Below are 12,515 nucleotides of genomic sequence, written 5' to 3'. Positions count from 1 at the left end.
GCGCGGCGGGGCTGCTGCCCGGCGGCGGGGGCGGGGTGCCCGGCCATCTCCGTGATCCGCCCCATGACGAGCTGCTCGTTGAGGAAGCCGAGCCAGCGGTCCAGGTCGATCGCGTACATCTGGCGCAGCGCGCGGTCCTTGATGGCGGCCACGATGGGGGCCGCCGCGTCGAGCGCGGCCAGCCTGCCCTCGTTGGTGGCGAGGTCGTAACGGGAGATCGTGCTGCGGATGGCGAACGCGAACAGCGGCTCACGGCTCGCCACGAGGTCTCTGACCGCCGCGTCGCCGTGCTTGACCCGCAGGTCGCACGGGTCGAGCCCGTCGGGCTGCACCGCGACGAAGGTCTGCGTGACGAACTTCTGCTCCTCGGCGAAGGCCCGCAGCGCGGCCTTCTGGCCCGCCGGGTCGCCGTCGAAGGTGAACACGACCTCGCCGCGGAACTCGGCCTGGTCGAGCAGCAGGCGGCGGAGGATCTTGATGTGCCCCTCGCCGAACGACGTGCCGCACGTCGCCACCGCGGTGGGCACCCCGGCCAGGTGGCAGGCCATCACGTCGGTGTAGCCCTCGACCACCACGGCCTGCGAACGCTTGGAGATCTCGCGCTTGGCCAGGTCGATGCCGTAGAGCACCTCGCTCTTCTTGTAGAGCGGGCTCTCAGGGGTGTTGAGGTATTTGGGGCCTTCGTCGTTGTCGAGCAGTTTGCGCGCGCCGAAGCCGATCACGTCGCCGGTGATGTCGCGGATCGGCCACACCAGGCGCGCCCTGAACCGGTCGATCGGCCCCCGGCGGCCCTCCTTGGCGATGCCCGCCTTGATCAGCTCGGCGGCGGTGAAGCCGCGGCCCATCAGGTGCCTGGCCAGCCGGTCCCAGTCGGGCGGGGCGAACCCCACCCCGAAGTGCTCGGCGTCGACCCGCTCGAACCCGCGCTCGGACAGGAACCTGCGCCCGGGCCCGGCCTCGGGCCCGCCCAGCAGCTCGGCGTAGTATTCGGCCGCCGCGCGGTGCGCCTCGATCAGCCGGGTGCGCTCGCCCTGCTCCCGCCCGGGGACGTAACCGCCCTGCTCGTAGCGGAGCTGGATGCCCGCCCGCTGGGCCAGCCGCTCGATCGCCTCGGAGAAGGTCAGGTGCTCAAGGCGGCGGACGAAGGTGATGACGTCGCCGCCTTCGCCGCAGCCGAAGCAGTACCAGTAGCCGCGGGCGGGGGTGACGTTGAAGGACGGGCTCTTCTCCTCGTGGAAGGGGCAGAGGCCCTTCAGGTTTCCGCCGCCCGCGTTGCGGAGCTGGATGTGCTCGCCCACCACGTCGGCGATGGGTGAGCGCTCCCTGACGTGCGCGATGTCGTCATCGCTGATCCGGCCTGCCACGCCGCGAGTCTATTGGCGGGGGCCGACAGAACGCGCCTGGGTGCCCGGGATCGCTGCCGGACTTTCCCGAACGGGTCATGGCCGAACCGGCAGTCCGCTACAAAGGTAATGACTCCCGGCGAGTCACAACGGGATAGCGTACGCAGGTGGAGAAGATGCGATCAGGACATCACGCACGTTCGGGGCGTCTGGCCGCGGCGGCCACGGCCGCCGGCGCGGTGCTCCTGACCGGCGCCTGCGCGTCGGCGGGCGGAGTGGCGGGCGTCGTCACGGTCTCACCGGTCGCCACCGCGCCACAGACCGCGTCCGAGGTCATCGCCACCATCCCCGCCCAGGGAGGCGTCTCCATCAAGGGGGCCGGCCCCTCGGGGGAGGCGCGCGTCGCCGTACAGCGCCCGCCCGCCGACGTGCCGGTGCAGGTGCCGCCGCCGAAGGTCTCCAAGTACACCTACGCGTTCCCGGTCAAGGGCTGCGAGGCCAAATACGCGCGCAAGCTGCTGGTGCTGCCCAAGACCACGATCTGGGCCGAGCGGGGCTGCGCGTTCATCGCGCCCATCGACGGCACCGTGGACGAGGTCTCCGGCGACGACGGGTGGCGGGCCTCCAGCGACCTCGGCAAGGACCGCGAGGGGCGGTTCGTGTCGATCATCGGCGTGGACGGCGTGCGCTACCTGGGCGGCCACCTCGACTCGGTGACCCCGGGCCTCGCCCCCGGCACGAAGGTCAACGCCGGGCAGACCCTCGGCCGCATCGGCAATTCGGGCAACGCCGCGGGCAACGCGACCAACCTCTACTTCGCGATCTCCTGGAAGACCCGCGCCGACGTGTGGTGGGTCCGGCGCGGCATGGTCGAGCCGTGGGACTACCTGGACGCCTGGCGCGACGGCAACCGCACGTTCTCCCCCCGCGAGGAGGTGCTGGAGATGCGGGAGAAGAGCGGGGCCGAGCCGGCCTGCCGCATCCTCTGCACCGGCAAGGCGGCCACTCCCCCGCCGGAGACCCCCGACGGCGGGAAGAAGAAGAAAAATCCGCGGCCCAACCCGGTCCCGACCGTGGTCCACCCCTCGCCTCCGCACGCGACGACCGGTTCCACCTCCTGACCTCAGGGGCCTGCGAGGCGGGCGTGCCCCGCCCGCCCCGGGGGCGTCACAGGGAGCCGAGCGGCACCTCCGGGTCGGCCAGGGCCTTCGGGTCCACGGCCCGCCCGGCGCGGATCAGGTCCTGGATCTGGTCGGTGACGTCCCACACGTTGACGTTCATCCCGGCGATGACCTTGCCCGCGCGCAGCCAGAACGCGACGAACTCCAGGTCGCCGGCCGGCCCGCGGAAGACCACCTCGTCGTAGCCCTCGATGTCGCCGCTGAACTCCATGCCCAGCTCGAACTGGTCGGTGAAGAAGTAGGGCACCCGGTCGTAGGTGACCTCCCGGCCGAGCATCGCGCGTGCCGCGTCCGGGCCGCCGTGCAGGGCGTTCGCCCAGTGCTCGACGCGTACGCGCCTGCCGTACAGGGGGTGGAACGCCTCGGCGATGTCGCCGGCCGCGAACACGTCGGGGTGGGAGGTACTGCGCAGCGACGCGTCGGTCAGCACGCCCTGGTTCACCGCGAGGCCCACCGCGCGGGCCAGTGCCACGTTGGGCGCGGCGCCGACCCCCGCGATCACGTGGGCGGCGGGCAGGCTCTCGCCCTCCGAGGTGCGGACCTCGGTGGCGGTGATCTCCGCGATCGAGACGCCGAACCGGAACCCGACCCCGTGGCGGCGGTGCAGCGCGGCGAAGACCTCGCCGAGTTCGGGGCCGAGGACCCGGTGCAGCGGCCCGGGGGCCTGCTCGACCACCACGACCTCACGGCCCGCCTCGCGGGCCGCCGCGGCGGTCTCCAGGCCGATCCAGCCCGCCCCGGCCACCACGACCGGCCCGCCGCCGGCGAACGCCGCGCGCAGCGCGTCGCTGTCGCCGAAGGTCCGCAGCCGCTTGGCGCGTTCCCCGCCGGGGACGTCGAGCCCTCTGGCGGACGAGCCGGTCGCCAGCAGCAGCTTGTCGTACGGCAGGGCCTCGCCCCCGGCGAGCGTCACCGTGCGGGCGTCGAGGTCGATCGCCGTGACGGCGGCGCCCAGCCGCAGATCGACGGAGTTGGCCGGGTACCAGTCGGGCTCGTGGACGAACGCGGCGGCCCGCTCGCTCTTGCCCATCAGGTAGTCCTTGGACAGCGGCGGCCGCTCATAGGGCCGCAGGTCCTCCTCACCGATCAACGTGACGGGGCCTTCGTAGCCCTCCTCCCGCAGGGTCTCGGCGGCCTTCGCCCCCGCCAGACCAGCACCGATGATGACATGTCCCGCCATTAGGTCTCCTCTTCCACGTGATCGGATGCTCGGCGATCACTAGTATCCGCCTGCGCCGGGGTCAGCGTCCGGTGAGCCGCGCATGCCAGGCGACCGCCGAGGTGTCGGTCAGCGAGGCGATCTGGTCGATGACCACGCGTACCCGCGCCGCGTCGTTCTCCGCCCTGGCGAACGCGGGCCGCAGCGCGGGCTCCAGCGTGCCGGGCGCGCCGAGCATGATCTCGGCGGCCAGTTCGGTGACCAGTTCGCGCTGCCGGGCCTGGACGGCGTTGCGCTCCGCGCTGCACATCACGTAGTGCGCGGTGATGCCCTTCAGCAGCGCGCACTCCACGCGGGCCGCGGCGGGCACCACCAGGTCGGCGTCGTGGCGGCCGGGGCGCTCGCCGTACGCCTCGACGGTGGCGAGCTGGGCCGCGCGGGTCAGGCGGCCGATGAGGGCGCTGGTCAGGCCCTTCAGCGCGGCCAGGCCCGCCAGGCTGCCGTCGAAGTCGCGCGGCCAGTACGGCTGGTCCATCAGGCGGGCGAGCACCGCCTCAAGCTCGGCCCGGTCGGCCCCGGGCGCGTACCAGCCGACCGTGCGCTCGCAGACCTCGGCGCGCTCGGCGGGCGAGCGCAGCGCGCCGAGGGTGACGTGCCCGGAGTGCAGGGCGTCCTCAAGGTCGTGTACCGAGTAGGCTACGTCGTCGGCCCAGTCCATGATCTGCGCCTCGAAGCTCACCCTGCCCTCGGGCGCCCCCTGCCGCATCCACGCGAAGACCGGAAGGTCGTCGGCGTAGACGCCGAACGGGCCGGCGCCGCGGCCGGGCCAGGGGTACTTCGTGGCGGCGTCGAGCGCGGCCCTGGTCAGGTTGAGCCCCGCGCTGCGGCCGTCCTCGGTGACGACCTTGGCCTCCAGGCGGGTCAGCAGCCGCAGGCTCTGCGCGTTGCCCTCGAAGCCGCCGCACCCGGCGGACAGCTCGTCCAGCACGCTCTCGCCGTTGTGCCCGAACGGCGGGTGCCCGAGGTCATGGGCCAGGCAGGCGGTCTCGACCAGGTCGGGGTCACGGCCCAGCGCCTTGCCCATCTCCCGGCCCACCTGGGCGCACTCCAGGGAGTGGGTGAGCCGGGTCCGGGGCACCTGCTGGCCGCTGCCCAGGGTCTCCCCCGGGCCGACCACCTGTGTCTTGGCCGCCAGCCTGCGCAGCGCCGAGGAGTGGAGCACCCGGGCGCGGTCGCGCTCGAACGCGCCGCGCTCGGGGTTGCCGGGCGGTTCCGGCACCCATCGCTCCTGGTCATGCTCGCTGTACGAACGCATCAGTGGACTTGAGACTATTCCCTCACCACCAGCCTTATGCCACCGACGTCGGGGAAACGTTCAGCGGGTGTCCGACGTCGTGCCCGCGATGGCCGCGCGGCCGGCCTCCAGACGGGCCACCGGGATGCGGAACGGCGAGCAGGACACGTAGTCGAGCCCCACCTCGTGGCAGAAGCGCACGGACTCGGGGTCGCCCCCGTGCTCGCCGCAGATGCCCAGCTTGAGGTCCGGACGGGTGCGCCTGCCCTCCTCCACGGCGATCCGCATCAGCCGTCCGACGCCGTCGCGGTCGATCGTCTCGAACGGCGAGACGCCGAAGATGCCCTGGTCCAGGTACTTCCCGAAGAACGCCGACTCCACGTCATCGCGGGAGAAGCCCCAGGTCATCTGGGTGAGGTCGTTGGTGCCGAAGGAGAAGAAGTCGGCCGCCTCGGCGATCTGCCCGGCGGTGAGCGCGGCCCTCGGCACCTCGATCATGGTGCCGACCAGCGCCTCGACGCCGGTCCGGCTCAGGATGGCGACGGCCTCCTCACGGATCTGCTCCAGCTCCTGCACGGCCCCGACCAGCGGGATCATGATCTCGGCGCGCGGGTCGCCGCCCTGCTCCCGGCGGCTGCGCGCCGCCTCGGCGATGGCCCTCACCTGCATCGCGAACAGCCCGGGGATCACCAGGCCGAGCCGTACGCCGCGCAGGCCGAGCATCGGGTTCTGCTCGTGCAGGCGCTTGACGGCCTCCAGCAGCGTGGCGTCCCGGTCCGATCCGCGGCCGGTGGCGACCTTCACCGACAGATCCACGATGTCGGGCAGGAACTCGTGCAGCGGCGGGTCGATCAGGCGGACGGTCACCGGCAAGCCGTCCATCGCCGTGAAGATCTCCTCGAAGTCGGCCCGCTGCAACGGTTCGAGCGCGTCCAGCGCGGCCTGGCGCTCCTCGCCGCCGGCGGCCAGGATCAGGTTCTCCACGAGCCTGCGCCGCTCGCCGAGGAACATGTGCTCGGTACGGCACAGCCCGATGCCCTCGCCGCCGAACCGCCTGGCCCGCGCGGCGTCCTCCCCGGTGTCGGCGTTTGCCCGGACGCCGAGCGCGCGGGCCTGGTCGGCGTGCCGCATGATCCGGTCCACGGCCCGTACCAGGTCGTCGGACGGGTCCGCCGTACCCTCGAAGTACTCCACCACCGGGGAGTCCACGACGGGCACCTCGCCCAGGTAGACCGCGCCGGTGGTGCCGTCGATGGACAGCACGTCGCCCTCTTCGACCACCACGCCGCCCGGGGCGGTCAACCGCCCAGCGCGTACGTCGACCTCCAGCTCCTCGGCGCCGCACACGCAGGTCTTGCCCATGCCGCGGGCGACGACCGCCGCGTGCGAGGTCTTGCCGCCCCGGCTGGTGAGGATGCCCCTGGCGGCGATCATGCCGCCCAGGTCCTCGGGGTTGGTCTCGCGGCGTACCAGGATGACGTCCTCACCCTGCTCGGCCAGCTCGACGGCCCGCTCGGAGGTGAACACGGCCCTGCCGACGGCCGCGCCCGGCGAGGCGTTCATCCCCGTAGTGATCTTCCTGGCCTTCACCTTGCTGTCGAAGCGGGGGAACATGAGCTGGGCGAGCTGTTCGCCGCTGCACCGCGTGACGGCCTCGTCGAGGTCGATCAGGCCCTGGTCGGCGAGCTGTACGGCGATGCGGAAGGCCGCGGCGGCGGTGCGCTTGCCGACGCGGGTCTGAAGCATCCACAGCTTGCCGCGCTCGATGGTGAACTCGATGTCGCACAGGTCGCGGTAGTGGTTCTCCAGCCTCTCCATGATCGCCAGCAGCTCGTCGTACGCGGCCGGGTCGATCGTGGCCAGGTCCTGGAGCGGGACGGTGTTGCGGGTGCCCGCCACCACGTCCTCACCCTGCGCGTTCTGCAGGTAGTCGCCGTAGATGCCCTGCTGGCCGGTGCCGGGGTCGCGGGTGAAGGCGACGCCGGTGCCGGAGTCCATGCCCCGGTTGCCGAAGACCATGGTGCAGATGTTCACCGCCGTGCCCAGGTCGGCCGGGATGCGCTCCTGGCGGCGGTAGAGGATCGCGCGGGGGGCGTTCCAGGACTCGAAGACCGCCTCCACGGCCATCCGCATCTGCTCGCGGGTGTCCGCCGGGAAGTCCCTGCCGGTGGCGTCGCGGACGATCCCCTTGTAGACCTCGACCAGGCGCTGGAAGTCGGCGGCGGTCAGGTCCAGGTCGTCGCGGGCCCCCTTGAGGTCCTCCAGCGCCTCCTCGAAACGACCGTCGATGCCGAGGACGGTCTTGCCGAACATCTGGATGAGCCTGCGGTAGGAGTCCCAGGCGAAGCGGTCGTTGCCGCCGGCCTGCTTGGCCAGCCCGCGTACGGACTCGTCGTTGAGCCCGATGTTGAGGACGGTCTCCATCATGCCCGGCATCGAGAACTTCGCCCCGGACCGCACGCTGACCAGCAGCGGATCGTCGGCCTGGCCGAGCCGCTTGCCCATCCGCCGCTCCAGCTCCGCCAGGTGCGCCTCGATCTCGTCGCCGAGGCCGGCGGGGAAGGCCCCGTCCGCGAGGTAACTGCGACACGCCTCGCTGGTGATCGTGAAGCCCGGAGGAACGGGCAGCCCCAGGTTGGTCATCTCGGCCAGGTTGGCGCCCTTGCCGCCCAGGAGATCTTTGAGGTCCTTGTTCCCCTCGGTGAAGTCGTAAACAAACTTCGGCACCGCAGCTCCTTCTCCGCCGCCAACGAAGGCATCGATCCGCCTTACCTGGGACTGTACCGATGAACATGATGACGAAACGTCACCCATCAGGAAATAATACGTTTACCCAGGTCAGACGGGACGATGAGGTCTAATCCAATTGACACCTGGATCTAATACACCCTTGCCCCGGATCGATCAGTAGATTGGTTTATACCAATTGGTGTAAACCAATTTCCCTCGGCCGAGCGCGGCCTGCGGGGCGGCGTAAGGGCGTATCAACCGATCGGCCGATGTGCATTCGAGCCAGTTGGGCGATGTGCGGCGCGGGGGCGGGACGCGATGCTCTTGGCATGCCGATCACCACCCTCGCCGGTGCCCAGCCGCCCTCCTTGTGCAGCATCATGTACGGTTACGGCGACTCACCGTGGCCTGTACCAGACAGGGGCGGTCGCCTGCCCGGCGGGAACCGCACGGTATCCGTACCGTCACGTCAGGCGACCGATCCGGGGTCAGGAGGGCAGGATGAGCGCCACACGCGGCGAGCACGAAGGTAAGCCGAAGGAGGACAAGCCGCTTCCAAAGCCACCCCCCGCTGGACATCCCGACAGTACGGCCCCCAGCGGCAAGCACGAGGGCGATCCGAAAGACGAGAAGAAGTAGTGGACGCGAGCGTCGCGGCACGAATCGAGCGGTTGATCGACGACATCGGCGACATCAGCACCCCTGTCAAACGGGCGCTGCGAGCGGTGCCCCGGCATCAGTTCATTGCCCCCGTGGGCCTCGTCGCCGACGACACCACGACGATCATTGACCGCGACACCGACCCCGCCACCTGGCTCGATGCGATCTACTCACGGCTCCCCATCGTCACTCAGCTCGACGACGGCGCAACCGACCTCCGAGCCGAAGCCGGCGGGCTCTACACCTCCTCCAACTCCGCACCCGGCACCGTCACCGACGCCTGCTTCAGATGGCTGGATTGGGGCGAGCCCAGCCGCTACCGGCCCAGGATGACCGTCACCTCGGACGGGCAGCAGGTATGGCTGGACACACCCCAACAGGCGATCGGATAGCTGAGTTCCCTAGGATCAGTCACCGCACCGCCGCGCCGTACGGCGGGCCACCGGGCGTGGGCGGGAACGAGGCGTTCACCCCGCCCATGTCTCCCACTGCACGGCGGCCCCACACCTTCCCAGGCCGGAGCGTGCCGCAACCACTTGACCCGCCGACGCCGCAAGCGCGCGGCGCGCGCCCGGCCTGGAGCGGTTCGGGATGACGGTCCCTAGGTCGGCCGACAGGTACGCGGCCGGATACCCCCCCACACGATCAGGCTGGTGGACAGACCTCCAACACAGTGGGTCAGGTTGACACGGCCGTGAGTGCGCGCAACTCCTGTGCAGCAGGCAGGGCTCGGGCTTTATCGGGAAGGGTCGTGAGGACGAGTCTCGCCGATCCGTTGACGAGAGGGTTCTGGCGAGCGTCCGAGTGATCTTCGAGAATACGCAGGGCCTGCGATATCCCTTCTTCGGGCTCGTGCCGGGCCACCGCCGCCGCCCGATGCAGGCGGACCTGCCGAATCCGGTATTCGCCGGGTATCGACTGCCGCTCACCCCACTCTTGTGCCTCAGCAGCCTGATTGTGCCGTTGTGTTAGCGTGTAAACGAAGCTCCGGAAAAAGTGGAGATTACCCTCTTCTCGCACAGCCCGCCACGTATGCGCTGAGGGCATACGCTCGAAAACCGCCTCCGCCTTTCGGATCATGGTAACGGCATCGGTATCGCGGCCCATGAGCGCGAGAACCTGTGCCTGTGTGGCGATCGCCCGGACAAGCGCCATGCTGGGCCGCTCGCCTCCAGCGCGGCATGCGTCCTCCGCCAGAGTCAGTAGCTCGACCAGGTTCTCCCGGGGGTCGGATATGCGGCAGTTGACCTCCCAACTGCGGGCTGTCGCAGCCATCTCGTTGTCACCAGAGGTATCGGCGAGTTCACGCACTCGCGCCCACCATCTGGTGGCCTCACGGCGCGCTCCCATGAAGAACCAACCCCCGGCGATCCAGTGCGCATGACGGGCCGCTACATGATTGAGCGCCCTGGTCACCGATAGGGGTTGACTACGACGAAGGTGCGGGGCCATGTCGGCGAAGTCGATGGCGAGCGCGGCGAGAACGACCTCGGGCGGGTCCACGATGAAGTTGCGGTGGTGGACATCAGCCGCGTTCTCCCAGTCGTCGATCATGGACTCGGAGACGGTCGCACCTGGCAGCGGCTTAGTCGACGCCTGCCATGCGTCGGTCAACGCCATGAGAACAGGAGCCGCGGCGGCGCCGACAGCCAGCTTCGCCGAGTCCTGCATGAGCCGCCGTCGTTCCATGAAATCCTCACCCCCGGTCAACCCGGTCTGAGTCACACCGTCGAGCGTACCCGTGGATGACGCCGTTATGACTGGCATATGAGATTGAGCGTCGTTTTGGTGGCAAACCGGACCGAATAGCTCATCGTCGGTACGGCCGTAAACGCGGGCGTACAGAGGCCGGTACGGCTCGGACGGATGATGTCGGCCGGTCTCGTGGCCTCGGATGCTCCCGATGATCGATTTCACGCAGGGCAACAGGTTCGCATGGTCGGCATCGATCATCTTCTTGGCCAGCTCGGTACGCCCCCATTTTCGACTTTTGCGTTCTGTGCGCAGACGCGCAGCCCAAGCAGGGAGATCACGCCCCATATTCGCCCCATCCTGCGGAGAGTGTAGATGCTCGTGAACGGAGTTCTACAGCAAGTATCCCCGCGTTTACAGCTCGACGGAGCATGATCACTGATTTGAAATGGCCGATAACAAAGTGGAAACCCGCCGAGCAACGGCCGACAGCTCGACGGGCCCTCGGCCGTAAGGAGGTGCGTTCCGTTGCGCAAGAACACGGCGCCGCTGAAGATCACCGGCATATCCCGTAAATTCGCCCCGAAAGTAACCAATGGGGCCCGCGTCTATGACTGCCTGCTCTCCGGTAAGTCCAGATTTGGCTGCCTGGACACCTACAGCTCGCTGGGGCGTGGCTGATGGACGCGTTCATGCTCGCCTACCCGCACCGCAGGCCCCCCGGCCCGACCGCGCCCGAGGACGAAACCGCCCACCGGCTCAAGGACGCGCTCGCCGCGCACGGCATTCACGCCTTCATGGCCAGGGATCGTGGCGGAATGCTGGTGTCGCTCTGCTTCGGCCTGGTCGCGGTGGTCAAGGCCGACGGCATCTGGTGGCACAGCCCGCGACAGCTCAGGCCCGGCATCCCGCTGTACGTCCATCGCGGTACCGTGCCCGGGGCCGTCGAGGCGCTGGTACGCGACTACGCGCTGCTGAACCCGGCGGCCGGGACCGTGGAGGGGCCTCGTGGTGTAGGCCCTGCCTGACGGTTTCCTCCCTGGGCGCACGGTACGGTTCCTGCTCATGGTCTGGGAGGTCGAAGCCGGCGACGCGTACCGCGCCTGCGGCGTGACCGACAGCCCGGAGACCGCCGAACGGGCCATGCTCGACGCCCTCGCCGCCCGCCCAGAGGGCCGTGGCCGGGTGCGGTACGCGCGACTGTCATTCGTCGGCGTCGGGTACGTGTACGGCCCGGCCGTACTCACCGCGATCCGCACAGACGGCGCGACGGTGGTCAGGGCCGGGGACGCGTGGGAGGACATCTCATGATCGGGCGTGGCGGCTTGGCGCGGAAGTACAACGCCGCCGCGCCGCACACCGCGCGGCGGCCCACCTTCCCTGGCCGGACCGCGCCGCACGGGACCTGGTAGCCCCGTGCCGCGCGGGCGGGCGGCGTACCCCACAACGCCGCCCGCCCGCGCTCTTTTCATGGTCTGTGCCTCCTGGAGTAGGGCCGACCGTGCTCGCACTCATAGTCGAGATCTACGGGGAGGGCGCGTACTAGCCCTGGGGATGGACGGGTCTTACCAGCCGGGTCATGGTGTCTGGACCGGTTCGACGTCGCCGGTTGAGGTGATCACAGGTACATCACCGGGAAGAGACCCAGCGGGCCGCAAGCAGGTAAGCCCACCGAAGACGGCATCCAGTACCCGGTTGAAGACGGTGCCGAGTTCTTAAGGCCGTCCGCCGTCGTGGCCCCTGCCCATCTCACGCCCTCGGTACGGCGGGCGACCTCGACGCTCGCGAAAACCGGGTCAGGGCGGGACTGGGTACGGGAACTCGGAAGGGCATGACCTGTAGCGACGGCGTCGGGCGAAGCCCGACACAAGAGAACACGGCTGAGCGAGGCGAAGGCGATTGAGCATGCGCGGAGCGCGGCCCGTCTGCTGGTGGCGGGTGGGAATGGGGAGGGTGGGTAACGGAGTGGGGCCTACGGCAGGCGTGTAGTACCGGGAAAGATCACCACCCGCGGGATGGTGGAACTTCTCGCAACCCGGAGTGGCTGACCTGCGCGATGTCCCCACTTGAACATTCCCATGCACACCACTCGGTGGGACGCCATCGGCGTTGTAGCCGGCGCCAGGTAGGGCGAGCGGCACGGCGCTCGCAAATGCCGGGCACGGGGCACAACCGAGCACGGGAGCGCGGCGGGAGGACGGCTTGCGTACATCGCGGGCCTGTCCCGTACTGCCGTCCTGTGCTGCGGGGCTGCGAGGGCTGGCGGTTGGCCTCTCTTGGCCGTTCGGGAGGGCAGGACCGGTAGCGGCGGCGTCGGGCGGAGCCCGACGCGAAGGAAGACGCCTGAGCGAAGCGAAGACGATTTCGAAAGCGCACCCAGGGCGGGGCGAAGACCGTTTCGGAAACGCAGCCCCCAGGGCGGGGCGAAGGCGGTTGGCGGGGCGAACCTCTCAGTG

General features: G+C 69.8%; 10 protein-coding genes. 5 read left to right on the top strand and 5 right to left on the bottom strand.

Annotated features, from left to right (window positions below; all coding sequences use genetic code 11):
• The coding region (gene dnaG, locus C1I98_RS25205) for a DNA primase (protein ID WP_111169910.1) at positions 1–1,364 on the bottom strand (1,364 nt) is incomplete at its 3' end.
• A gap of 155 nt (positions 1,365–1,519) precedes the next feature.
• Between dnaG and C1I98_RS25200 the strand changes: the two genes are divergently transcribed.
• Entirely contained in the window at positions 1,520–2,464 is a 945-nt protein-coding gene (locus C1I98_RS25200; protein ID WP_111169909.1) for a M23 family metallopeptidase, read from the top strand.
• A gap of 46 nt (positions 2,465–2,510) precedes the next feature.
• Here the strand turns inward: C1I98_RS25200 and C1I98_RS25195 are convergent, their stop codons facing one another.
• The 3 genes from C1I98_RS25195 to ppdK form a co-directional block, all read right to left on the bottom strand.
• On the bottom strand, positions 2,511–3,704 hold the full coding sequence (locus tag C1I98_RS25195) for an NAD(P)/FAD-dependent oxidoreductase (RefSeq protein WP_111169908.1): 1,194 nt from the start codon (positions 3,702–3,704) through the stop codon (positions 2,511–2,513).
• 61 nt (positions 3,705–3,765) lie between these two features.
• The gene (locus tag C1I98_RS25190; RefSeq protein ID WP_111169907.1) at positions 3,766–4,998 is read right to left on the bottom strand and encodes a deoxyguanosinetriphosphate triphosphohydrolase; all 1,233 of its coding nucleotides are present in this window, start codon (positions 4,996–4,998) and stop codon (positions 3,766–3,768) included.
• A 60-nt stretch (positions 4,999–5,058) separates the two neighbouring features.
• Positions 5,059–7,704, bottom strand: coding sequence for a pyruvate, phosphate dikinase (gene ppdK / locus C1I98_RS25185; RefSeq protein WP_111169906.1), 2,646 nt, complete (start codon positions 7,702–7,704; stop codon positions 5,059–5,061).
• 641 nt (positions 7,705–8,345) lie between these two features.
• Here ppdK and C1I98_RS25180 point away from each other — a divergent pair.
• Complete coding sequence (locus C1I98_RS25180; protein ID WP_111169905.1) at positions 8,346–8,759, top strand: hypothetical protein; 414 nt, start codon at positions 8,346–8,348, stop codon at positions 8,757–8,759.
• A 286-nt stretch (positions 8,760–9,045) separates the two neighbouring features.
• On the opposite strand, the gene C1I98_RS25175 is transcribed toward C1I98_RS25180, so the two are convergent.
• The gene (locus C1I98_RS25175; RefSeq protein ID WP_146607616.1) at positions 9,046–10,320 is read right to left on the bottom strand and encodes a hypothetical protein; all 1,275 of its coding nucleotides are present in this window, start codon (positions 10,318–10,320) and stop codon (positions 9,046–9,048) included.
• Positions 10,321–10,587: 267 nt separating this feature from the next.
• Here C1I98_RS25175 and C1I98_RS41700 point away from each other — a divergent pair, with 267 nt between their 5' ends.
• Genes C1I98_RS41700 through C1I98_RS25165 form a run of 3 tightly spaced genes read left to right on the top strand, consistent with a single transcriptional unit; the run spans position 10,588 to position 11,370 of the window.
• Positions 10,588–10,740: a hypothetical protein gene (locus tag C1I98_RS41700; protein ID WP_158558175.1), complete on the top strand. Its 153-nt coding sequence runs from the start codon at positions 10,588–10,590 to the stop codon at positions 10,738–10,740.
• The gene (locus C1I98_RS25170) at positions 10,740–11,087 is read left to right on the top strand and encodes a hypothetical protein (protein WP_111169903.1); all 348 of its coding nucleotides are present in this window, start codon (positions 10,740–10,742) and stop codon (positions 11,085–11,087) included. Before C1I98_RS41700 ends, C1I98_RS25170 begins: the two co-directional genes overlap by 1 nt.
• Positions 11,088–11,124: 37 nt before the next feature.
• Positions 11,125–11,370: a hypothetical protein gene (locus tag C1I98_RS25165; protein ID WP_111169902.1), complete on the top strand. Its 246-nt coding sequence runs from the start codon at positions 11,125–11,127 to the stop codon at positions 11,368–11,370.
• The last annotated feature ends 1,145 nt before the right edge of the window (positions 11,371–12,515 follow it).

The sequence above is a fragment of the Spongiactinospora gelatinilytica genome, assembly GCF_003236385.1.
Lineage (GTDB): Bacteria > Actinomycetota > Actinomycetes > Streptosporangiales > Streptosporangiaceae > Spongiactinospora > Spongiactinospora gelatinilytica.
This window is presented reverse-complemented; position numbering and strand designations above follow the sequence as displayed.